The organism is Kitasatospora sp. GP82, assembly GCF_029892105.1.
In the GTDB taxonomy this organism is placed as follows: domain Bacteria; phylum Actinomycetota; class Actinomycetes; order Streptomycetales; family Streptomycetaceae; genus Kitasatospora.
In genome coordinates this window covers 131,521-154,933 of the sequence record NZ_JARZAJ010000009.1, presented here as the reverse complement: position 1 = coordinate 154,933, position 23,413 = coordinate 131,521, and the positions used below count along the sequence as shown (strand labels likewise).

17 protein-coding genes are annotated in these 23,413 nt (G+C 72.4%); 11 read left to right on the top strand and 6 right to left on the bottom strand.

The annotated features are described in order from the left end of the window. Nucleotides 1-5 precede the first annotated feature (5 nt). Complete coding sequence (locus tag P3T39_RS11905) at nucleotides 6-842, bottom strand: alpha/beta fold hydrolase (RefSeq protein WP_280697456.1); 837 nt, start codon at nucleotides 840-842, stop codon at nucleotides 6-8. A 445-nt stretch (nucleotides 843-1,287) separates the two neighbouring features. On the opposite strand from P3T39_RS11905, the gene P3T39_RS11900 reads away from it, so the two are divergent. The 4 genes from P3T39_RS11900 to P3T39_RS11885 all read left to right on the top strand — a co-directional run bounded on the left by P3T39_RS11900 (nucleotide 1,288) and on the right by P3T39_RS11885 (nucleotide 10,492). Further along, nucleotides 1,288-2,499, top strand: coding sequence for an FAD-dependent monooxygenase (locus tag P3T39_RS11900; RefSeq protein ID WP_280697455.1), 1,212 nt, complete (start codon nucleotides 1,288-1,290; stop codon nucleotides 2,497-2,499). Nucleotides 2,500-2,743: 244 nt separating this feature from the next. Then, nucleotides 2,744-6,265, top strand: coding sequence for a LuxR family transcriptional regulator (locus tag P3T39_RS11895; protein WP_280697454.1), 3,522 nt, complete (start codon nucleotides 2,744-2,746; stop codon nucleotides 6,263-6,265). A 109-nt stretch (nucleotides 6,266-6,374) separates the two neighbouring features. Beyond that, on the top strand, nucleotides 6,375-8,033 hold the full coding sequence (locus tag P3T39_RS11890; RefSeq protein WP_280697453.1) for a S53 family peptidase: 1,659 nt from the start codon (nucleotides 6,375-6,377) through the stop codon (nucleotides 8,031-8,033). 173 nt (nucleotides 8,034-8,206) lie between these two features. Further along, nucleotides 8,207-10,492 (top strand): glycosyltransferase family 39 protein, encoded by a 2,286-nt coding sequence (locus P3T39_RS11885; protein ID WP_280697452.1) that lies wholly within the window; start codon nucleotides 8,207-8,209, stop codon nucleotides 10,490-10,492. A 94-nt stretch (nucleotides 10,493-10,586) separates the two neighbouring features. Here P3T39_RS11885 and P3T39_RS11880 read toward each other — a convergent pair whose 3' ends face one another. From P3T39_RS11880 to P3T39_RS11865, 4 genes are all read right to left on the bottom strand, one after another. Further along, nucleotides 10,587-11,051, bottom strand: a complete 465-nt coding sequence (locus P3T39_RS11880) for a plastocyanin/azurin family copper-binding protein (protein WP_280697451.1) — start codon at nucleotides 11,049-11,051, stop codon at nucleotides 10,587-10,589. A gap of 652 nt (nucleotides 11,052-11,703) precedes the next feature. Further along, nucleotides 11,704-12,285 carry a sigma-70 family RNA polymerase sigma factor gene (locus P3T39_RS11875; protein ID WP_280697450.1) on the bottom strand — a complete coding sequence of 194 codons (582 nt, stop codon included), beginning with the start codon at nucleotides 12,283-12,285 and terminating at the stop codon, nucleotides 11,704-11,706. Between the two features lie 89 nt (nucleotides 12,286-12,374). Further along, nucleotides 12,375-13,751 (bottom strand): MFS transporter, encoded by a 1,377-nt coding sequence (locus P3T39_RS11870; RefSeq protein ID WP_280697449.1) that lies wholly within the window; start codon nucleotides 13,749-13,751, stop codon nucleotides 12,375-12,377. 126 nt (nucleotides 13,752-13,877) lie between these two features. Then, nucleotides 13,878-14,234: a metalloregulator ArsR/SmtB family transcription factor gene (locus P3T39_RS11865; protein WP_280697447.1), complete on the bottom strand. Its 357-nt coding sequence runs from the start codon at nucleotides 14,232-14,234 to the stop codon at nucleotides 13,878-13,880. A gap of 291 nt (nucleotides 14,235-14,525) precedes the next feature. On the opposite strand from P3T39_RS11865, the gene P3T39_RS11860 reads away from it, so the two are divergent. From P3T39_RS11860 to P3T39_RS11850, 3 genes are all read left to right on the top strand, one after another. Beyond that, entirely contained in the window at nucleotides 14,526-14,807 is a 282-nt protein-coding gene (locus P3T39_RS11860) for a hypothetical protein (RefSeq protein ID WP_280697446.1), read from the top strand. Between the two features lie 176 nt (nucleotides 14,808-14,983). Beyond that, nucleotides 14,984-15,577 (top strand): hypothetical protein, encoded by a 594-nt coding sequence (locus P3T39_RS11855; protein WP_280697445.1) that lies wholly within the window; start codon nucleotides 14,984-14,986, stop codon nucleotides 15,575-15,577. Nucleotides 15,578-15,639: 62 nt separating this feature from the next. Next, nucleotides 15,640-15,963 carry a putative quinol monooxygenase gene (locus tag P3T39_RS11850; protein ID WP_280697444.1) on the top strand — a complete coding sequence of 108 codons (324 nt, stop codon included), beginning with the start codon at nucleotides 15,640-15,642 and terminating at the stop codon, nucleotides 15,961-15,963. 18 nt (nucleotides 15,964-15,981) lie between these two features. Here the strand turns inward: P3T39_RS11850 and P3T39_RS11845 are convergent, their stop codons facing one another. After that, nucleotides 15,982-17,022, bottom strand: coding sequence for an aminoglycoside phosphotransferase family protein (locus P3T39_RS11845; protein ID WP_280697443.1), 1,041 nt, complete (start codon nucleotides 17,020-17,022; stop codon nucleotides 15,982-15,984). 228 nt (nucleotides 17,023-17,250) lie between these two features. Here P3T39_RS11845 and P3T39_RS11840 point away from each other — a divergent pair, with 228 nt between their 5' ends. The 4 genes from P3T39_RS11840 to scpA all read left to right on the top strand — a co-directional run bounded on the left by P3T39_RS11840 (nucleotide 17,251) and on the right by scpA (nucleotide 23,413). After that, nucleotides 17,251-18,684, top strand: coding sequence for a selenium-binding protein SBP56-related protein (locus tag P3T39_RS11840; RefSeq protein ID WP_280697442.1), 1,434 nt, complete (start codon nucleotides 17,251-17,253; stop codon nucleotides 18,682-18,684). A 120-nt stretch (nucleotides 18,685-18,804) separates the two neighbouring features. Then, nucleotides 18,805-19,095, top strand: coding sequence for a hypothetical protein (locus P3T39_RS11835; RefSeq protein WP_280697441.1), 291 nt, complete (start codon nucleotides 18,805-18,807; stop codon nucleotides 19,093-19,095). Between the two features lie 233 nt (nucleotides 19,096-19,328). Then, a complete protein-coding gene (mutA, locus tag P3T39_RS11830) occupies nucleotides 19,329-21,209 on the top strand; it encodes a methylmalonyl-CoA mutase small subunit (RefSeq protein ID WP_280697440.1) in 1,881 nt (626 codons plus the stop codon). Beyond that, a complete protein-coding gene (scpA, locus tag P3T39_RS11825) occupies nucleotides 21,209-23,413 on the top strand; it encodes a methylmalonyl-CoA mutase (RefSeq protein ID WP_280697439.1) in 2,205 nt (734 codons plus the stop codon). The genes mutA and scpA overlap by 1 nt, the downstream gene beginning before the upstream one ends.

Sequence of the window (23,413 nt, the reverse complement as noted above, 5' to 3'; positions counted from 1 at the left end):
CCCGATCAGCCCCGACGGGCCGCCAGGATGTCCTGCCGGAGCTGCCGGGCGACCGACTCCACCTGCTCGTAGAGGTAGAAGTGGCCCCCGGGCCAGCTGCGGAAGCCGATTCCGGCACCGGTCTGCTCCGACCACGGTCGGACCGCCTCCTCCGGGGCCACCGGGTCCTCCCGACCGGTGTAGACCGAGACCGGGACGCCGAGCCGCGGGCCCTCGGTGTACCGGTAGGTGTCCACGATCGCCAGGTCGCCGCGGAGCGTCCGCACCATGGTCTCGACCAGCTCGGTGTGGTCCAGCACGTTCTCCGGCGTGCCGCCCAGCTCGCGCATGAACTGCACCAGCCGCTCGTGCGGCCACAGGTCGCGCCGGGAGCCGTGGCGCAGGCCGAGGTGGCTCGGGGCCGGGCTGCCGGAGATGCCCAGCCAGACCGGTGGCCGCCCCTGCCGTTCCAGCTCCCGGACCAGCTCGAAGGCGACCAGGGCACCCATGCTGTGGCCGAACACCGCGTATTCACCCTCACCGGCGAGTTCGGCCGCGACGGAGGGCAGCAGCCACTCCACCGCGTGCTCCGCGCTGTGACAGGCGGCCTCGGCGGGGGACATGAGTCGCCCCGGCAGTTCCAGGCCGAGCACTCGCCAATTGGGAGGCAGATGGCGGACGAACGGCGTGTACGCACCGGCCGCTCCGCCCGCGTGGTGCAGCAGGAGCACGGTGAGCTCGGGCTCGGCCGGCCCGGACGCTGCGCCACCGACGCCGGCCCAGCGGCGCAGATCCCGCACGCCCGGCCGGGAGGTGGTGGGGGTGGGGGTGGTGGTGGTGGTGCCGGGCAGGATCGTCGTCAACCTCGGTACTCCAGTGCCGTGATGCCCCAGCCGAAGCCCATGCCACTGCTGCCGAGCAGGACCGAGTCTCCCTCGCGCGGGCTTATCTCGTCCAGCAGATCGCCGGGCGTGATCAAGGTATCGGTGCCGCCCGTGCGGCCCGGCCGGTGATGCTTGAGGACGGGCGGGGTCGTCGACGGCGCGGGTCGGTCCGAATGGTCCGCTCATGCTGGTGCGGCTCTCGGACCTGGCGAGCAGCTTCACCGCCCGGCTCCGGAGCCGCGGCCGACACTCCCCGGCGATGGTGACGATCGGCACACTGTCGCTCGGACACCGGCCGCCGCCATACTGGTGACGATCAGTCATCACCAGGGCCTCACAAGGCGGGTTGACCGGACGATCCACCCCGGCGCGCGGCCACCTCGGCCTCTCCCGGACCGGACGTACGACGACGGAGGGAAGAGCAGTGCGCGGAGGACGGGTGGCCGTGGTGGGCGGGAGCATCGCGGGCTGTTCCGCCGCACTCGCCGCGTCACGGACCGGGGCCGACGAGGTCGTGGTCTACGAACGGGCCCTCGGGCGGCTCCAGGACCGGGGCGTCGGCCTCGCACTCCACAACGACCGGTACGCCGAGCTGGAGGCGGCCGGCTACCTCGACGCCGGTATGCCGTGGGTCCAACTGGCACGGCGCCCCTGGGTGGTACGCCGCGGGGCCGAGCGCGCGGGACACGAGATCGGCGTGCTGCCGTTCCCGTTCCGCTCGTACAACTGGGGTTCGCTCTGGCGGGAGTTGCGCAGCCGGATCCCCGAGACGGTCACGTACCGTACGGGCGCCGCCGTCGCGCAGGTACTGCCGCAGGAGGACGGGGCGGTGGTGCGCCTGGCGGACGGCGGCGAGGAGCGGTTCGACCTCGTCATCGGCGCGGACGGCTACCGCTCGGTGGTGCGGGCCGCGATGTACCCGGACGCCTTCGCCCGGTACGGCGGCTATCTGGCCTGGCGCGGCACCCTGCCCGCGGAGCAACTGCCGGGGCCGGCCGAGGCGTTCCTCCCCCAGGACGCCACGACGGTCGCCTTCCCCGGTGGACACATGATCGTCTACCGCATCCCTGGACCGGGCGGCGTCGGCACCAACGTCAACTGGGTGTTCTACGCCACCCCGCCCGCCTCCACCCGCCCGTGGTTCGACGATCCGACGACCGTGCCGCCCAGGGCCACCACGCAGATACTGACCGACTACCTGCACCGGGTGGTCGAGGAGCACTTCCCACCGTTCTGGCAGGAGGTCGTCCATCTCACCCCCGCCGAGGAGACCTTCGTGCAGCCCATGTACGACATGGCCGCGCCGCACTTCGCGTGCGGCCGCCTCGTCCTCCTCGGCGACGCCGCCTCGATCGCCCGTCCGCACACCGGCAGCGGTGCGATCAAGGCAGTTCAGGACGCCGCCGTGCTGGAGCGTTCGCTGCGCTCGGCCGACAGCTGGGCAGCGGCCCTGCACTCCTACGACGCCGAACGGGCACCGGTCGGCCGGGCCGTGCTCGAACTCGGCCGAAGCCTCGGCCGGGCACAGGTCCAGCAGACGCCGGAGTGGACGGTCATGGACCAGCGGGCGATGGACTCCTGGTGGCAGGAGGCGGGCGGCGGAAGCGGGTTCGGCGGTCACACACTCCGCCGATGACGACCCGCCGGCGCCGAGCGGGCCGCTGCGCAGTGGTCATGACGAGCAGTCATGACGGTGGATCAACCGGCCGTGAACATTCAGTTTCGTACGCACACTTCTGCCGCCGCCGATATTGACGGACCCTTGGGCCAGGGCTGGGATGAGGTGCCGAGGCGCAGAGGGCCGCGCCAGGGCACATGTCAGGTCCATGGCGCGCGGCCTCGGGGGCGCCGCGCCGGTGGCCTTGTGGAAGGGGCGGGGTATGCCGGAGATCGCAACCGTACGGACCGGCGAGGCGCAGCGGCGGCCTGCCGCTCCGGCCGACCGGGGGAAGCTGCGCGAAGCTGACGCCGAGGCCGCCGACGACGAGACGTCCGGCTGCCCGGCGGCTGCCCCGGGCGGCCTGGTGCCGGGCGGACGTCCGGTGGCCGTCGGACCGCCGACAGTCCAAGGTGTGCCGGTCGTCGGCGGCCAGGTCGCCGGACTCGGCCGACCGCCCCGGCGGCCCGAACGCCCTCCGTACGACGAACCGCCCGACCTTGGCCGGCCACCGGTCGGGCGCAAGGTACCCGGCCGCGACAGCAGCCGCCCGGCCGGCCACGACGGCACCCGCTCCCTCGGCCGGAGCGAGACCCGCCTGCCGGGCCGGGGCGAACTGCTCGCCTCCGTCGGCGATCTGCTCCAGGAGCACGGCGCACTGCTCCTGTACGGACCCGCCGGGATCGGCAAGAGCGCCGTGGTCGCGGCCATCGCCGCGCAGGCGGCCGGATCCGGCACCACCGTCCTGCGGTGCGCACCGGCGGACCAGGAGACCCGGCTGCCGTTCGTCGGTCTGATCGACCTGCTCAGCACCGTACGCGACGCCTGCTTCGACACGCTGCCCGCCGGACCGCGCGGCATCCTGCGGGCCGCACTGCTGCGCGGCGAGGGCCCGGCCGACGACCGCAGTCGGCTGGCCCTGCGCGTCGCGGTGGCCGAAGTCCTGCGCTCACTGGCCGGACGGGCACCGGTACTGCTCGTTCTCGACGGGCTGCAGTGGCTCGACGCGCCGAGCGCCGAGGTGCTCTCCTTCCTCGCGAGACGGGCCAGAGCATTGGGCCTGTCCGTACTCGCCACCGAACGGACACCGGAGGAGCAACCGCCCCAGCTGCGCGACCTCTGCCCGCCCGGCGCGATCGAGATGCCCGTCCCGCCGCTCGCGCCCACTGCCATCGGCGAGTTGCTCGCCCGGGAGTGCGGCGGGCAGCCGGCCACCGAGCGGGTGCGGGAGATCCAGCAGGCCTCGGCGGGCAACCCGTTGTACGCGCTCGAACTGGCCAGAGCGGGCCGCCACCACCCGCCCGGTACGGCCTGGCCGCCGAACGGACCACTGTGGCCCGTCGGCCCGGCGGCGGTGCCCAAGCGGCTGCGGGCCCTGCTGCTCGACCGGGTTCGGGTGCTGTCGGCCGAGACCGCCCGGGTCCTGCTGCTGGTTGCCGCCGCCTCCCGGCCGACGAGCCGTCAGCTGCGCGCGGCGGGCGTCCTCGACCCGATGGCGGCCCTGGCCGAGGCACAGGGCGCCGGAGCCCTGGACACCGACGCCGACGGGACCGTCCGCTTCCGGCACCCGCTGCTGCGCGCTGCGATACTCGCCGAGGCCGCGCCCCGCGACCGCCTGGCGGCGCACCGGGCCCTGGCAGCCGCAGCCCAGGACCCGGTCGAGCGGGCCCGTCAACTCGCTCTGGCCCGCCCGGAGGCGGACGAGAACGTCGCCCGGGTCCTGCTCGACGCCGCTGCCACCGCCTGCCGCCGGGGCACGCCCGAGGCGGCGTACGAACTGGCGGCTCTCGCGGCCGCCAGGACGCCCGCCGCAGCACCGTGGGACCGAGGCGAACGACTGCTCAGAGCCGCTGAGTACGCGTGCGACGCGGGGCTGTGGGAGGAGGCTCGCCGAGCGGTACGGCCCCTGCTGGCCGAGCCCACGACCCCGTCACGGTACGGCTCTGCGGCTGCGGGCCGGCGATTGCGGGCCCGTACGGTCCTGCTCCGGGCGAGCGGCCCGGCCCTTGACGGCGCTGCGGAGTTGATAGCCGAGGGCCTGGCCGAGGCTGCGGACGATCCGCTGCTTCAGGCACCGCTGTACTACTGGTCCGCGGCACGCGAGCTGCTGGGCGGCCGGACCGCCGAAGCTGCCGACCAGGCCCGTTGGGCGGCCGAACTCGCGACCCGCGCGGGCGACACCGCCACCGGGGCCGCCTCTCTCGGGCTCCTCGCCGAGGTCCAGGCGCTGCGTGCAGAGCCCGTCCTCGCCGAACGGAGCCTCGCCCGGGCCCTGGCCCTGGCCGCCGGGGACGGTCCACGGCACCGGGCCCTGCTCCGCCGTCAGGCCCTCCTCGACCTGGACGCGGACCGGCCCGACCAGGCCCGGCAGGGGATCGCCGCACTGCTCGACCCGATCGGCCCCGGCCCCCGGCGACCGGCAGGCAGAGCCACCCCGGGAACCGAAGGGGTCGCCCGCGGCAGCAGAGCGGTGGACCCGACCGAGGCCACGGAGCCCGCCGACAGCCCGGCGTCACCCGGCCACCGGAGACCGGGCGCGCGGCGGGCCGGAACCGAGGAGACCACCTCCCGCGGCCGATCGGTCGCGCCAGCCGGGAGCAGGGCGGCCGCTGGTGACGGGATGTCATCGGGCCCCGGAAGGCCGGCTGGTGGCACCGGAGCAGCCGACCGGGTCGGGGCCGGGGGCCCGGTCGACAGTACGGAGGCATCGGCCGCCCTGTCGGCGCTCGTACGGCTCTGCACGCAGCTCGGCGAGTGCGACCTGGCCCTCTCAGCGGTGGCCGACTGCGCGCCCGGGGACCCGGCCCCCGCCATGACTGCCGTGGCGCTGGCGGAACTCGCGGGCGGCGAGCGGCCCCGGGCCGTCGAACGGGCCCTGGCAGCGGTGCACTGCGCGACACGGTCGAACGACCGGCTCTCCCTGGTCCACGCCCTGGACGTCCTCGGCCGGGCCCAACTCCTGGCCGGTGACCCCGCTTCGGCCGCCAAGGCCGTCGAGGCGCTGCAACGGGCCCGTGCCCTGGGGGCAGAGATGGAACTCGCCGACCCGGGCACGGTGCGCCGACTCGGCGCCCTGGCGGAGGGGTTGGTGACGCTCGGTGAACCGGCCGAGGCCATGGCCGTGATCGCCGGGGGCCGGACCCTTCTCGCCCGGACGGCGGGCGGGCCGGAGGAGGCAGCGCTGCCTCGGACAGGCCCGAGCGCCACTGCCGTGCTGGACCGTGCGGAGGGGCTGCTGCTCGCCTCGCTGGGGCACGGTGCCGAGGCTGCCCCGCTGCTGAGAGCGGCCGCCGCACGCCTGGGCGAGTTGCGACTGCCGCTGGAGGCGGCGGCGACACTGGTCGCGCTCGGCGGTGTCGAGCGGCGGGCGCGCCGCCGGGCGGCCGCCCGGGCCGCCCTGGGCGAGGCACGGGAGATCTGCCTGGCACACGGAGCCCGACCGCTTCTGGAGCGCGTCGAACGGGACCTGGACCGGCTCGTCGCCGGGGACCGGGTCGGCCCGGAGAGCGTGGAGCTGACGGCGGGTGAGCACCGGGTCGCCGAACTGGTTGCCGGTGGAGCCACCAACCGTGAGGTCGCCGCAGCGCTGTTCGTCAGCGTGAAGACGGTCGAGGGCACCCTCTCCCGCGTCTACCGCAAGCTCGGGGTAAGGTCCCGGACCTCGCTCGCCAGAACTCTGGTCATGGCCCGGACACCCGGGGACACCGACGGTTCATACAACAGGCAAGGGCAATCACCATTTTGACGGTAGGTCGGCGCTTCTAGCGTTGAGGCCATCCACTTCGTCGCACCGTTCCCCGCCCGCCACCGCGGGGAACGGTGCCCCCGTACCTCGTCGCCCCAGGAGGACCTCAGTGAAGTCCCGACTCAAGCCCCTCATCGGGCTGATCGCCGCACCGCTGCCGATCATCGCCCTCGCGGCCTCGCCGGCCTTCGCGGCGCAGACGGAGACCCGGCAGGCCGCAGCACAGCCGGTCGCGCTGCACGGGAACGTCGTCCCGGCGGTGAGCCACTCCACCCGCACCGGAGAGGTCGCGGCGGACAGCCGGATAACCCTCGCCATCAGCCTCAACCAGCAGGACACGGCGGGTCTGGACACCTTCCTGACCCAGGTGACCGATCCGAAGTCGCCGGACTACGAGCACTACCTGACGGTGGACCAGTTCGCCCAGCGGTTCGGTGCGAGCCCGGCGACGATCGCCAAGGTGACCGCCTATCTGAAGGCCCAGGGCCTGACGGTGGGTGCGGTCACGGCCAACCGCCTCACCCTGGAGGCCACCGGAACCGCCGCGCAGGTGCAGAAGGCATTCGGCACCAAGCTGGCGACCTTCCACGACACCACGACCAACCGCGACTTCTACGCCAACACCGACGCCCCGGTGCTGCCGTCCGAGATCGCCTCCGTGGTGAGCGATGTCTCCGGGCTCAACAACTACGCGAAGTACCGGCACTTCAGCACCGGCAAGCTCTCGCCCGAGGCCGCCACCCGCGCACCGTCCGGCCTGAGCCCGGCCAAGGCCCGTAGCGCGTACAACCTCAACTCCGCGCTCAGCGCCGGCTACACCGGCAAGGGGCAGACGGTCGCCGTGGCGGAGTTCTCCGCCTTCCAGCAGTCCAACATCGCCGCGTACGACAAGTACTTCAACCTCACCCCGCCCACGCCGACGGTCGTCAGCGCCGGCGGCGGCACCACCGACCTGTCGGGCCAGGGCGAGGTCGAGTTGGACATCGAGGTCGTCCACGCGCTGGCACCCGGCGCCAATGTGAAGGTCTACGAGGCCCCTAACAGCGACACCGGGGAGGTCTCCCTCTACAGCAAGCTGGTCAGCGACAACGTGCCCGTGATCTCCATCAGTTGGGGCATCTACGAGGCGGGCGAGACACCGTCCAACCGGGTCGCCGTGGACGCCGACTTCAAGGAGGCCGCCGCCCAGGGCCAGTCGGTCTACGCCGCCTCGGGCGACAGCGGATCCGACGACGCCGGCAACGGTGGCGTCTCCGTGGACTTCCCGGCGGCCGACCCGTACGTCACGGGTACCGGCGGCACCACCCTGTCGACCACCTCCTCGGGCACCTGGAGCAAGGAGACCGCCTGGAGCGGCAGCGGCGGCGGCGTCTCGACCCTCTTCGCCACCCCGAGCTACCAGACCAAGGTGAACACCGGCACCAAGCGCTCGGTGCCGGACGTGGCTGCGGTCGCCGACCCGGCCACCGGGTGGGCCGTCTACACCGCCGGTGCCTGGTACACCTACGGCGGCACCAGCGCGGCGGCCCCCAACTGGGCGGCGTTCACGGCCGTCTACAACAGTGAGGCCGCGGCCAAGTCGAAGCCCTCCTTCGGCTTCGCGAACAGCACCATCTACTCGCTGGCCTCCTCGGCCAACTACCGCGCCGCCTTCCACGACGTGACCAGCGGCTCCAACGGCGCCTACAAGGCGGCCACCGGCTACGACAAGGTGACCGGCTGGGGCTCCTACAACGGAGCGGGCTTCCTCAAGGCCAAGCTCGGCTGACCGGAGACGCACCGCTGGAGGGGCCGGGCCTTTGCCCGGCCCCTCCAGCGCACCGGGCACCGGGCCGGGGGACGGAATCCCTGCGTAAAATCTCGACGCACGGTGGGTATAAATTATCCCAAACCGGGGCAGTCCACAGGGTTTTCTCATGCTCCTGCCCCAGGGTGCCTCCCATGGCCAACAGTCTGCTTGCCGCGCCTGCCGAATCCACCGCCGTACAGGCCGGAGCCCGGGGCGCACCTTGGCGGTCCCCCGAGGACCAGCCCGGCTATGCCCGTCCCGCGCTGCTCGGGATCGCCGCGCTCGCCGCCGTACTCTACGCGTGGAACATCGACCAGAGCTCGTTCCACTCGTTCTACGCCGACGCGGTACGCAGCATGACCGAGAGCTGGAAGGCCTTCGTCTTCGGCTCCTTCGACCCCGCGAACACGATCACACTGGACAAGCTGCCCGGCTTCCTGTGGCCGCAGGCCCTGTCCGCACGGATCTTCGGCTTCCACCCGTGGGCGCTGACGCTTCCGCAGGTGATCGAGGGGGTGCTGTCGGTCCTGGTGCTGTACAAGGTGGTGCGCCGCTGGGCCGGGGCCAACGCGGCCCTGCTCGCCGCTGCCGCGTTCACGCTGACCCCGGTGGCCGCCGGGCTGTTCCGCACGGCGGTGGAGGACCCCGCGTTCACCCTGCTGCTCCTGCTCGCGGCGGACGCGGCGCAGCGCGCCGCACACACCGCCCGCCTGCGGCCGTTGCTGCTGGCCGGGGTCTGGGTCGGCCTGGCCTTCCAGACCAAGATGCTGGAAGCCTGGGCGGTACTGCCCGCACTCGGTGCGGTGTACCTGCTCTCGGCGCCGACCTCGTTGCGGCGCCGCTTCGGGCACGTCGCACTGGCGGGCCTCGTAACGGTCGCCGTGTCCGCGTCCTGGATGCTGGTCGTGACCCTCACCCCGGCGAAGGACCGCCCGTATGTGGACGGCACGACGGACAACTCGGCGTTCAGCATGGTCGTCGGCTACAACTTCCTGAACCGCTTCTCCTCCCTGGGCGTCGACGCCGCCGACACCGGCAGCGTGCAGGCGGTGCGCGGCGGGCCCGGGGGCTCCGGCGGCGCCGGCGGCTCGGGTTGGTCCGGCGGGCAGCGGGGCGGCGAGGTGGCGGGTACTCACTACGGCGACACCGGGGGCGGCCCGGCGTCGCGCGCCGGGGCGGCGGACACCCCGTCCGGCGCGGCGGCCGCCGGGGCGACGGCGTTCCACGGCGGTGGCGGCGCAGGCGGCGGTCGCAGTGGCGGTAACGGCGGCGGCGGCCGTAGCGGCGGCGGTGGCGGCGGCCAGGACGGCGGCTGGACGAAGATGTTCAGCTCCCAGTTCGCCCCGCAGACCGGCTGGCTGTACCCGCTGGCCGCCATCGCGGCGCTCTGCGGCCTCGCCTGGCGGCGCGGGAAGCCGCGCACCGATGTGCTGCGGGCGGGCCTGGTGATGTGGGGCACCTGGCTTGCGGTGTTCTTCCTGGTGTTCAGTGCGGGCAGCGTCGGCGGCCACAGCTACTACATGGGCGTGATCGCCACCCCGCTGGCCGCGCTCAGCGGAGCCGGAATCGTGCTGCTCTGGCGGGCCTACCGGGCGGGTGGCCCGCAGGCCTGGGCGCTGCCGGCGGCGATCACCGCAACGGTGGCCTGGTGCGCCGTCCTGGCCTGGCGCTTCCCGGACTTCATGCCCTGGTCCGCGCCGACCGCGATCGCCCTGGGCGCGGCCGCCCTGGCTCTGCTCGGCGCGGCCAATCTGCCCCGGTTCGCCGGACGACGCCTGGCCATGGCCGGGCTGCTGGCGGGGATCACCGCGATGCTGGTCACGCCCGGCGCGTGGGCTGCCTCGGTACTCGACAGCAAGTACGGGAACTCGGGCATGGGTACGGTCGGTCCGGCCGGCGGCTTCGGCAACCACGGCGGCTCCCCCAGGTCGGCGGCCGGCCCCTCCCAAGGCGGTGGTGGCGGTGGCTTCGGCGGTGGTGGCTTCGGCGGCCGGGGCGGCGAGTCGACCGGCCTCTCCGCCTCGCAGCAGACGCTGCTGAGCTATCTGAAGGCGCACCGGGGCGGAGCGACCTACCTCTTCGCCACCTCCAGTTGGAGCAGCGCGTCTCCGTTCATCCTCGCCACCGGCGAGGAGGTCCTGCCGATGGGCGGCTTCTCGGGCGGGGCACCGTCGCCCACGCTGCCCCAGTTCCAGCAGCTGGTCGCCTCCGGCAAGTTGCACTACGTCCTGCTGGGCGGTGCCGGTTTCAGCCGCTCCTCGGCACAGTCGCCGACCGCGGCGGTGCAGGACTGGGTCCGCGGCTCCTGCACCGCGGTCCCGGCCGGCCAGTACGGCGGCTCCAGCCAGTCCGACAGCGGATCCGGGGGCTTCCACGGCCTCGGCGGCGGTGCGGGAGCACAGCCGGAGGAGCTGTACCGCTGCCCGGCGAACGGCTGAGCATCCGAGCGGCGCGGCGGGCTGTCACCGACGATCCGTCGGTGACAGCCCGCAGGCCGGGCGTGCCCGGCGTGCGGCCGAAGGGCCCGTCACCTCACTTCACGGTGACCGCACCCTGCATGAACGGGTGGATTGCGCAGTGGTAGGCGTAGGTTCCGGCGGTGGTGAAGGTGTAGCTGTAAGTGGCACCCTGACTCAGCGTCGGCGAGTTGAGTGGGCCGGAGCCGCTGCTCGTCACCGTGTGGGGGGTCGAGTCGCTGTTCGTCCAGGTCACCGTCGTACCGACACTGACGGTGACAGAGGCGGGTGAGAAGGCGAAACCGGCGATGGCCACCGGCTGAGTGGCGGCGGTCGGTGCCCTCAGCACACCGACGGCGGCCGACGATGTCGAGGCCACCGAGTTCGCCGTGGAATTCGGTTGAGCGGCATGGGCCGAGCCGACCGGGCTCAACACGCCGAGCGAGACGATCCCCAGCGCGGCGACGGTGGCCGCCAACGTCTCTGTGAACCGGCATCTCGGCATGCTGCCACTGAGATCCAGGCCCGAACTGAGTGTCATGATCTCCACCCATCCGACCCGTCTGATGCGGGCCCGTCGAACGCGACCCGCCTGATGCGAGGCGCCACGTCAGGTACGGGCAAGACTACTCCGGTCGGCGTCACATCTCCGCTCGGCGGCTGATCGCGAAACACTGGTCGGGTTCCGCAAGCCGTTTTCTGCGTATGGCCGGTCCGGGAAATTCGGATTTCTCACACGGGAGAATCTCTCGTTCCCGCCAGGCCGATCATCTGAACGCAAGTGAACAGAACTCCGGAGAGGCTGACTTGCGCGCTTGCTGTCCCCGGCGTTCCGGCCGGGGTCGTCGGGGGAGCGAAGGTGGCGGTGGCGAGCGTGGACCAGTGCGAGACCGGCTGCGGCCGCCGCCACGGCGAGGGCGATCCGCCGCCACGGTACGCGGTGGCGCGGAGGCCGCGCGGACGACAGCCCGAGGCGGTCCAGAACCCTCTCCTCGAAGCCGACGGGTGGTTCACTGCCGGGAACAAGGTCCAGCAACGCGTCGGCCGTGAGTACCAGCTCGTGGACGTGTTCGCGACAGGCAGGGCAGCGCTCCAGGTGGTCCATCGCCCCGGCTCGCTCCTCGGCGGGCAGCACGCCGAGCGCGAGCTCCGCACCGATCTCCCGGAGCTGCTCGCAGGTGAGCCCGCGCTGGTCAGTCATGGTCGAGCTGCCTGGTTTCGAGGAATGCGCGGAGTTTTCCCATGGCGGCCCTGATCCGGGTCTTGGCGGTACCGAGCGGCACCCTTTCGAAGTCGGCGATCTGCTGGGCCGTCATCCCGTGGATACGGGCCAGGACCAGGGCGCGGGCTTGCTCGCGCGGCAGCGTGGCGACCGCGCGGCGCAGTTCGGCCGTGGTCTCGGCGGCGAGCGCATGCTGCTCCGGCGTGCCGGTGACGCTCTCCACCATGCTCTCCAGGTCTCCTGGGTCGACCGGAGTGGCCCGGCGTGCGCGTACGGTGTCGATCGCCAGGTTGTGCGCGATGGTGGCCAGCCAGATGGCCACCGATCCCCGGCGCGGGTCGTACGCCTGGGCATACCGGCAGGCGCGCTCGAAGGTCTGCTGGGCGATGTCCTCGGCGAGCCGGGTGTCGCCGATCACGGCGACGGCCATGCCGAAGACCCGGCACTGGAACCGCCGGACGAAAGCCACGGCGATCTCGGGATCGCCGGTCATGAGGCCGGCCAGCAGTGCTTCGTCGGGCACCCGCTCCAGGGGAGTGCCAATCCTGCGCATACTCCTGCGTAGCACGTGCCCGCACGGTTTGCCTCCGCCGGGCAGTAGTCAGTGCGGTGCGTCCGCCCGAGCACGGGGGCGGTGGCGGGTCAGGAGGGCGTCGCCTGGCGGGCACGGCTCCAGGCGGGCCGGGGCCAGTGGCGATGGTTCAGGTCGATGACGTAGTCGTGGCCGTGCTGCCAGCCGCCTGCGGTGCGGTGTGCGTCGGTGAGGTGCGGGTGGCCGACGGGGAGGTCGGCATGGATGTGGTCGAGGCGCGCAGGGTCGCGGAGGGGCCAGAAGGCGGCGGCGGCCGTGGTCGCGACCAGTGCGATCAGGCCGAGGACGGCGGCGGTGACCGGGAGCCCGGCTGCTGCGGCCAGCCAGCCCGCGAGGGGGTAGGTGAGCAACCAGCAGCTGTGGGACAGGGAGAACTGGGCCGCGAACGCTGCGGGCAGGTCGGCGTCGGCGGCGGAGCGGCGGACCACGCGCCCGCCCGGGGTGAGGACGGCCGAGCAGGCGGCGCCGATCGCGGCCCAGGCGGCCAGGAGTACGGGCCAGGACCAGCCGCTCGGCTTGACGGCGGTGGCCACCGCGACAGCGGCGAGGATGGCCGGGAGGGTGAAGGCGGCCGGGAGCATCACGGTGCGCTCGCTGAAGCGTTGCAGGGTGCGCGGCAGCAGCAGTGCGGTGGCCATGGAGCCCGCGCCGTAGGCGCCGAGGGCGAGCGAGACAGCGCCGGCGGGAAGGTGGAGGTGGTCGCGGACCAGGACGACGGTGTCGACGAAGACGATGGCGCCCGCCGCCGCGACCGCGAGGTCCAGGGCGAGCAGGGCGCGCAGGCGGGGGGTGGCCCAGAACAGGCGGGTGCCGAACGCGGCCTTGGAGTAGACGCCGCCGGTACGCTCGACGGGGGCCGGTTTGGGAAGGACGGCGGAGACGACGAGGGCGGCGGAGGCCAGGAAGCCGACGGTGGTGCCGGCGAAGAGCCAGTCGTAGGAGACCACGGCCAGCAGCCCTGCGGCGAGAGCCGGGCTGAACAGGCTCTCCAGGTCGTAGGCGAGCCTGGTCATCGACAGGGCGCGGGTGTAGTCGCGGTCGGCGGGCAGCACCTCGGGGATGGTGGCCTGGAAGGTCGGGGTGAAGGCCGCCGACGCGGCCTGCAACAGGAAGATCAGGAGGTAGATCTGCCACACCTGGGTGATGAACGGCAGGGCCAGGGCGACTGCGGCGCGGGTGAGATCCATCGTCACCAGCAGGGCCCGCCTCGGTATCCGGTCGGCGAAGGCGCCCACCATCGGGGCGATACCGACGTAGGCGACCATTTTGATCGCCAGCGCTGTGCCGAGGACCGCGGAGGCGTTGGCCCCGGCGATGTCGTAGGCGAGCAGACTCAGCGCCACGGTGGCCAGCCCGGTGCCGACCAGGGCGACGACCTGGGCGGTGAACAGGTGGCGGTAGGTGCGGTTGCGCAGCACGGGCAGCATGCGGGCCCATCCGGGGTCGACTCGGGTCGGGACGGGCCCATCGTAGCCAATGCGTGCGTACCTATGCACGCATTGGCCAGTCGTCGGTGCGGTCGAAGCGCCGGGCCGGGCGTCAGTCGTGGAGCATCAGTCGTGGGGCGGCAGGGAGCGGAGCTGGTGGTCGGCGACATTGAGCGCCTCGTCGACCAGGCGCCGCAGGTGTCCGTGCCGCAGGGAGTAGACCACCCGGCGGCCGTCCTTTCGCGTGTCCACCAGGCCGGCCAGGCGGAGCTTGGCGAGGTGCTGGCTGACCGAAGGGCGGGCCGCTCCGCAGGCTTCGGTGAGGGTGGTGACGTCCGCCTCGCCCCGGCCGAGCTGATCGAGCAGCGCGAGGCGGGTGCGGTCGGCGAGCAGCGCGAGGACGCCCGCTGCGACCTCCAGGCGTTCGCCGGTGCTCTGCTGTTGCGAGCTGTGTGCACCTGCCAGGTGCGTGCTTGCGCTCATATGCACATGGTAGGCGTGGGCGCACTTCGCGGGCGCACACGGGCGCAGGGCGAGGATCATCGTGCGGCGGGTCCGGACGCCGCGGAGCGAGTGCTCGCGGGGAGGCCCCGACGCCGGCCGCAGGAACGCGCGGCCGGCGAAACGGTGAGTCAACGTCCGCACCGGGCCTGCTGATCCTCGGCCGGGAGTATCGTGTCGTACACCCTCAAAGGGAGCATGGATCTTGCAAGGTCCTGGCGCATCGGCCGGCCGCCGATGAAGGGGCCTGCACGGGACGGGAAGGAGCGCATCATGTCCGCGCAGTTCCAGGTGGAGCCGCTGGGCGACCACGAGTACCTGGTCCGGGCCCGCCATGGCGAGGAGGCCGTCGAGTCCGTGTTCCGGGCCAGCGAGACCGTCCTCGACGAGCTTCGGGTCCAACCGGCCGACGAGCAGCGGGTCGTGGAGGAGACCGCGGCCTTCCTGGCCGAGCGTCAGGCGGTCATCGACTTCCCGGGGATGGTCGACCTGGAGGACGTCGTCGCGGGCTACGCCGACTACCTCGACCAACTCGGCCGGCGCCTGACGCCGTAGCACTCGGCGGCGGCGACCGCCCAGAGGGCGGTCGGCACAGCGGGCCCGATTGCATCGGAACGGAAAGGGTTCGCATGCGGTCGCGTGTACGCACAGCAGTCTCCCTGACCGAGACGCCGTCGAGTCGCTAAGGTACGTCAGCACTCGAACACTTGGTCGCAACATCGGGGGACTGCATGAGCACACCACCACCGCCCAATCCGTTCGGCGGACAGCCGCCCGGCTATCCCGCCGCGCCGCCCGCAGGGCAACCGGCCTACCCGGGAACGCCGTACGGACAGCAGCCTCCCGCCGCACCGTACGGACAGCAACCCCCGGCAGCGCCGTACGGACAGCAGCCTCCCGCCGCACCGTACGGACAGCAACCCCCGGCAGCGCCGTACGGACCGCCGGGCTACCCGACGCCACCGCCGGAGGAGAAGTCACGCGCCCGGCGGTGGACGTTCCGGTCGGTCATCGGGGGGACCGCGCTGGTACTCGCCGCGTTCGGTCTGTGGATCACCGACAACAGCCCCGAGAAGGCGCACGTCGGCGACTGCATGCACCGCTCCTCCAGACCCTCCAAGGTCGCCTGCTCCTCCCCCGACGCGAACGTGGTCGTGGTCGCGCGCTACAGCGGGTCAGGGACGCTCCTCTGCCAGGTGGACCTGGATTCCACCAGTTCGTACTCGGGCAGTTACGGACGGCGCTACCACAAGAAGAAGTACGTCCTCTGTCTCGCCCCGCACCAGCCCGGCAATCCGGCGCCGACGGTCATGAAGAGGCACTGACAGAGTCCCCGGTGCTCTGTTCACCAACCAGCGGCCCGGTGGTACGCCGTAGACTCGGGTCCATGATCTTCATTGTGGTCAAATTCCCGGTCAAGCCCGAGTACGCCGACGAATGGCCCTCCCTTGTGGACGACTTCACCCGTGCCACCCGCGCGGAACCGGGCAATCTGTGGTTCGAGTGGTCGCGCAGCATCGACGACCCCGACACCTATGTCCTGGTCGAGGCGTTCCAGGACGACGCGGGCGCGGCACACGTGAACTCGGATCACTTCCGGGCCGCTATGGAGAAGATGCGCCCGCTGGTGCGGCACGCACCGGAGATCGTGAGCACCACCATCGAGGGCGCGACCGGGTGGAGCAGGATGGGCGAGCTCGGGATCGACTGACCCGCCGACCGGTCAATGCTACGGCCGCTCGGCGGGCAGCGGTTGGAGGGTGGGCCAGCGGGTGAGCATGCGGCTGTGCACGGCTGTGGCGAGCTGACCCAGGGCGGTCAGTCCGGGGCGTTCCGCGGTCGAACGGCTGACGACGTCGAGGCGGTGGAGCAGGCGCTGCCGGGCGGTCGCCGTCCCCCACGCCCAGTCCCGGTGCGGGACGGCTGCCAGGTGGTCGGCGGTGGCCCGGCGCGCCCGTTCGACCAGTGCGTCGCCACGGAGCAGCCAGCCCGCGCAGGCGTCGGCGAGGTCGCCCCGGACGTCGGTGCCGGTCGCGTCGCGCCAGGCCGTACGGTAGGCGGCCTCCGCCGCGTCCAGCAGCGGCCGGGGCGGGGCGGTGACGCACCAGCAGGTCGGAAAGCCGATCCGGAGGTAGGCGAGTTCCACGACTCCACTGCCCAGGGCGGCCTGCTCGAAGTCGATGAACCTGATACCGCCGCCGGTGTGCAGATCGTTGCCGGGGCACGGGTCACCGTGGAGCAGTGCTCGGCCGGGCGCCGCGGTGAGACGGTTCACGAGATCGTCCAGCTCGGCGCCCACCCGGGGCGGAGCGGCGACCTCAAGTGTCCTGGCCAGTGCGAGGAAGGAGTCGACGTCGTCCTGGGTCGGACCGGACCAGGCGGGAAGGACGCTCATCTCGTCCGCGTCGGCGTCACCGCTGGTGGCCGCATGGAGCCGGGCGAGTGCGGCAGCGTACTCGACCACCCAGTCCTCGGCAGGTCGGCGGTGCTCCAGGTGTTCCAGCACCAGCACCCGCTCGTCGGGGTCGGTGCCGAGCAGCCTCGGGACCACCGGCGGCTCGACCCTGGACGCGAGCCGGAGGGCGGCCACCTCGCGGGCGTACCGCTCGGCGGCCTCCGGAGCGTCGACCAGCTGCTTGAGCACCACGGGAGTCCCGGACAGCTCCACCTGCCATACCCGCGACCGAGGACTGCTGCCCAGCCGGCGGACCTGCCCCGGCGAGCCGAGATCGGCGCGGAGCCGCTCGCCGAACGGCACTCGTGATCTCATGGGTCCATCCTTGCACAGCCACGAACACGTATACGGTCCAGCCCAGTTGAAGCAGCGGCCGACTGGCGGGAACCCGTCCCTCGACGGTTCTGCCCGGCCTGGGCTCGGGCGGCCCGCATCCGTGCGCCCCGTTTGCGCCCGTGGTTCCGTGGAAGGCTGCTTGGACAGTTGCCTTCCACCGGTGATCGAGCTACTCCCCTTGCCGCAGGCCGAGTTGAGGAGTCGTCAATGCCCCATGAGCACACCGCCGACGAGCACACGGATCCCTCGCTGTACCGGACTCCCGCGGACGCCATCGCCGCGCCACCCGAGAAACTCGCGTACGTCGCCGGATTCGACCGGTCCGCGCGCCGTCCGGACGCCCTCATCACCGTCGACACGGACCCGGAGTCGCCCAGCTACGGCCGGGTGCTTAATCTGGCCGAACTTCCGGGACTCGGTGACGAGTTGCACCACTTCGGGTGGAACGCCTGCTCCAGCGCGCTCGCCCATGCCTGCCACCGCAACCCCGAGCGGAGATTCCTCCTGCTGCCGGGGCTGCGGTCCTCGCGGCTGCATGTGATGGACACCCGGCCCGACCCGGTCCGGCCCCGGCTGGTGAAGGTCGTCAGCGCCGAGGAGCTCGCCGCGAAGGCCGGCTACTCGCGCCCGCACACCCTGCACTGCGGTCCGGACGGCGTCTTCCTCTCCTGCCTCGGCGGTGCGAACGGTGCGGACGGGCCCGGTGGGGTGGCACTGCTCGACCACACCACCTTCGAGGTGCTGCGGGCCTGGGAGACCGACCGGGGGCCGCAGCACCTCGCCTACGACGTGTGGTGGCACCTCGGCGCCAGCATCGGGAACACGAGCGTCGGTGTCACCAGCGAGTGGGGCACCCCGTCGATGGTGGAGGAAGGCGTCGATCCGGAGCTGCTCCTGGGCCGCAAGTACGGTCATGCGCTGCACTTCTGGGAGCTGGACTCCGGAAGGCACCTCCAGCGGCTGGACCTCGGCGACCAGCACCAGATGGTGCTGGAGCTCCGCCCGGCACACGACCCGGAGCAGCAGTGGGGCTTCGTCGGAGTCGTGACGAACGTGGAGGACCTCTCCGCGTCGATCTGGCTGTGGTACCGGGACGGCGCGCGGTTCGCCGCGCGCAAGGTGATCGAGATCCCCGCCGAACCCGCCAAGACCGAGGACCTGCCGCCCGCGCTGCAGCCCTTCGGCGCGGTGCCACCGCTGGTCACCGACATCAATCTCTCGGTGGACGACCGCTGGCTGTACGTCTCGGCCTGGGGCACCGGTGAGCTGTTCCAGTACGACGTGGCCGACCCCTTCCACCCCCGGCCGACCGGCTCGGTCCGGCTGGGCGGCATCACGGCCGGGGCTCCCCACCCCACGGCCCCGGACGTGCCGCTGACCGGCGGTCCGCAGATGGTGGAGCTGAGCAGGGACGGGAAGCGGATCTACCTGACCAACTCGCTCTACGGCTCCTGGGACGACCAGTTCTACCCCGGCGGCATCGACCCGTGGATCATCAAGCTCGACGCCGACACCACCGACGGCGGACTCGTCGTCGACCCGCGCTTCTTCCCGCACGGCGAGGAGTTCCAGGGTCTTCGCGTGCACCAGACCCATCTGCACGGCGGCGACGCCTCCTCGGACTCGTACTGCTTCCGCTGACGGCCGCTCACGGCAAGCCAGGTCACCGACTGCCAAGGAAACGTCAGAACCGGCCTCCTGCGCGGTAAAAGTCCGTGAACCCCCTTACGCCGGCGGCCTCCGGCGCGATGGGCTGCTCGGGTGTCCAACCGTGTCCACCGGGGTCCGGCCGCGGCTGCCGGCGCACCGCGACCACGTCAGCCCACCACCGACCGGAGCCGCCTCGCCGAGGCCGAGGCCGAGGCGCTCAACGCGCCGAACGCATGCAGTTCGTGGAACGGCAAGTGGTTCCCGGCAGAACGGCCCGGCCCCGAGGCACCGGCCACCTGGACCGTACCCCGCTCCAACGAGCCCAGCCGCGTGCTCGCCGTGGCCGCCGGGTTCCGCCCGGTGCGCGAGGACATCGCCTACTGGGCCGGCCCGGCTGCCTGAGCGGACCGGCCGACTTTCTTACCGCTACCGCTCGTTCACGCCCGGCCGCGCCTCGGTCCCGGACCCACTGCCGGCCGCGCACTGGCCGGGGCGCGGGGCTGCGGGCACGTACCCGGTTGCCGTCTGCGGCTCCGGCCTGGCCGGGCACTCCGTGCGGCGTGGAGTGCAGCGAGTTCAAGGTCACACCGCCAGGGCCTGCTGCGATAGCGCTAACGGGCACTAACCTGCCCTTCATGACGGTCCTGCCCGAAGGGCTCCCTCTGGCCGCCGAGTTCCCGGATGCATCCCGTGAGCAGTGGCGGCGCCTGGTCGAAGGCGTTCTGCGCAAGTCCGGTGCGCAGGACGCCGCAGGTGTACAGGCCGAGGACGCTCTCGCCACCCAGCTTCAGGACGGACTCCGTGTCCGTCCGCTCTACACCGCCGAGGACGCCACGGGCGACCCGGGCCTACCGGGCTTCCCGCCCTTCGTCCGGGGCGGCCGGCCACAGGGCTCGGCCGTCTCCGGCTGGGACGTGCGCCAGCACCACGCCGATCCGGACGCCCGGCGGACCAATGAGGCGGTACTCGCCGATCTGGAGCACGGGGTCGGCTCGGTCTGGCTGACGCTCGGTCATACCGGCCTGGCGGTGGACAGGCTCCCGGACGCCCTGCAAGGGGTGTATCTCGACCTGGCGGCCGTCGTGCTCGACGCCGGAGCCGAGTTCGCCGCCGCGGGCGAGCGGCTGCTGAAGCTGTACCAGGAGCGCGAGGTGCCGGCCGGGGCCGCCGCGGGCAACCTCGGCGCGGACCCGCTGGGCCTGCTCGCCCGGACCGGCCGCGACGAGGCCACCGACGTCCGGCTCGCCGAGGCCGCCGCGCTGGCGCTGCGCTGCGAGAGCGAGTACCCGGGCGTGCGCGCCCTTGTGGTGGACGCCCTCCCCTACCACGACGCCGGTGCCTCCCCGGCCCAGGAACTCGGCTGCGCGCTGGCCACCGGCCTCGCCTATCTGCGCGAGCTCACCGCCGCCGGGCTCACCCTCGACGCGGCCGCCGCCCAGCTGGAGTTCCGCTTCGCCGCCGACGCCGACCAGTTCCTCAGCATCGCCAAGTTCCGTGCCGCCCGCCGTCTGTGGGCCCGGGTGGCGCAGGTGTGCGGAGTGACGGCCGAGGCCGCCGCACAGCGGCAGCACGCGGTGACCTCCGCCGTGATGATGACCGAGCGCGACCCGTGGGTGAACATGCTGCGCACCACGGTCGCCTGCCTGGCCGCCGGGGTCGGCGGCGCCGACGCGGTGACCGTCCTGCCCTTCGACAGCGTGCTCGGCCTCCCCGACGCCTTCGCCCGCCGGATCGCCCGCAACACCCAGGCGATCCTGCTGGAGGAGTCGCACCTGGCCAGGGTCGTGGACCCGGCCGGCGGCTCCTGGTACGTGGAGCAGCTCACCGAGGAACTCGCCCGGGCCGCCTGGGCCTGGTTCCAGGAGATCGAACGGGCCGGCGGCCAGCGGGCCGCCCTCGCCGGTGGACTGGTCGGCGAGCGGATCGCCGAGACCTGGGCGAAGCGCTCCACCGCGCTGGCCAAGCGGCGTGAACCCATCACCGGCGTCAGCGAGTTCCCCAACCTCCAGGAGCAGCCGCTGCTCCGCGAGAACGCGCCCGTACCGCTCGGCGGCGGGCTGCCCCGGGTGCGGCGGGCTCAGGCCTACGAGGCGCTTCGCACCCGCTCCGACGCCCATGTGGCCGAGACCGGCGATCGTCCGCGCCTGTTCCTGGCGGCCATCGGGCCGGCAGCGGTCCACACGGCGCGGTCCTCCTTCGCCGCCAACCTCTTCCAGGCCGGTGGCATCGAGACCAGCACGGCCGAGGGCGTCGAAGGCGCCGCACTGGCCGAGGCGTTCGCCGCGAGCGGTGCGAGCGTCGCCTGCCTGTGCTCCGGCGACCAGCTGTACGCGGAGCACGCGCCGGCGGTCGCGGCGGCACTGAAGGCGGCCGGAGCCAGGCGGGTGCTGCTGGCGGGGCGCCCCGGTGAACTGCGTGAGGCGTATCAACGGGCCGGGGTGGACGAGTTCGTCTTCGCGGGCTGCGACGCGGTCGCGGTCCTGTCCTCGGTGCTCGACGAAATCGGAGTGGCGTGATGATCCCCGACTTCACCCGGATCGCACTCGACGGGGAGAGCGGCACGGCCGCGACCGGCGAGCAGTGGCGGGCCGCCTGGCAGCAGGCCACCGGCAAGGACGTCGAGGACCTGGTCTGGGAGACCCCCGAGGGTATCGGCGTCAAGCCGCTGTACACCCCCGAGGACCTGGCAGGTCTGGACTTCCTGGGTACCTACCCGGGCATCGCCCCGTACCTGCGCGGCCCCTATCCGACGATGTACGTCAACCAGCCGTGGACGGTCCGCCAGTACGCGGGCTTCTCCACCGCCGAGGAGTCCAACGCCTTCTACCGGCGCAATCTGGCGGCCGGTCAGAAGGGCCTGTCGGTCGCCTTCGACCTGCCCACCCACCGCGGCTACGACAGCGACCACCCCCGGGTGACGGGCGATGTCGGCATGGCGGGCGTGGCCATCGACTCCATCTACGACATGCGTCAGCTCTTCGACGGCATCCCGCTGGACCGGATGTCGGTGTCGATGACGATGAACGGCGCCGTACTGCCGGTGCTGGCGCTGTACATCGTGGCGGCCGAGGAGCAGGGGGTGCCGCCCGAGAAGCTGGCGGGGACCATCCAGAACGACATCCTCAAGGAGTTCATGGTCCGCAACACCTACATCTACCCGCCGCAGCCGTCGATGCGGATCATCTCGGACATCTTCGCGTACACCTCGCAGAAGATGCCGCGCTACAACTCGATCTCCATCTCCGGCTACCACATCCAGGAGGCCGGAGCCACCGCCGACCTGGAGCTGGCCTACACCCTGGCCGACGGCGTGGAGTACCTGCGGGCCGGTCTGGGCGCCGAGTTGGACGTGGACGCCTTCGCGCCCCGGCTGTCGTTCTTCTGGGCGATCGGCATGAACTTCTTCATGGAGATCGCCAAGCTGCGGGCCGCCCGGCTGCTGTGGGCCAAGCTGGTCAAGCAGTTCGACCCCCAGAACACCAAGTCGCTGTCGCTGCGCACCCATTCGCAGACCTCCGGCTGGTCGCTCACCGCGCAGGACGTCTTCAACAACGTCACCCGTACGTGCGTGGAGGCGATGGCCGCCACCCAGGGTCACACCCAGTCGCTGCACACCAACGCGCTCGACGAGGCGCTCGCCCTGCCGACCGACTTCTCCGCCCGGATCGCCCGCAACACCCAGCTGATGCTCCAGCAGGAGTCGGGCACCTGCCGGGTGATCGACCCGTGGGGCGGCTCCGCCTACGTGGAGAAGCTCACCCACGACCTGGCCGCCCGAGCCTGGCAGCACATCCAGGAGGTCGAGGCGGCAGGCGGGATGGCCAAGGCGATCGACGCGGGCATCCCCAAGCTGCGTGTGGAGGAGGCCGCCGCCCGTACCCAGGCCCGGATCGACTCGGGCCGCCAGCCGGTGATCGGTGTCAACAAGTACCGGGTGGCCAACGACGAGCAGATCGACGTCCTCAAGGTCGACAACTCCTCCGTCCGCGCCCAGCAGATCGAGAAGCTGCGCAGGCTGCGCGCCGAGCGCGACGAGGCCGCCTGCCAGGACGCGCTGCACGCGCTCACCCGCGCCGCCGAGGCGGGCGCGCAGCGCGGCGGCAGTCTGGAGGGCAACCTGCTCGCCCTCGCGGTGAACGCCGCCCGGGCCAAGGCCACGGTCGGTGAGATCTCCGACGCACTGGAGAAGGTGTACGGGCGCCACTCGGGACAGATCCGTACGATCTCCGGTGTGTACCGAGACGAGGCAGGCCCCTCCACCGCCGTTCAGCGCACCCGCGACCTGGTCGAGCGCTTCGAGGAGGCGGAGGGCCGCCGCCCGCGCATCCTGGTCGCCAAGATGGGTCAGGACGGGCACGACCGCGGCCAGAAGGTGATCGCCACCGCCTTCGCCGACCTCGGCTTCACCGTGGACGTGGGCCCGCTGTTCCAGACTCCGGGCGAGGTCGCACGGCAGGCCGTCGAGGCCGATGTGCACATCGTCGGCGTCTCCTCGCTGGCCGCAGGTCACCTGACGCTGGTTCCGGCGCTCCGTGCCGAACTGGCCGAAGCCGGGCGGGAGGACATCACCATCGTGGTCGGCGGGGTCATCCCGCCGCAGGACTTCGACGCCCTGTACGAGGCCGGCGCCGCCGCCGTCTTCCCGCCGGGCACGGTGATCCCGGACGCCGCCCACGACCTGCTGAAGACGCTGGCCGCCGACCTCGGCCACGAGCTGTGA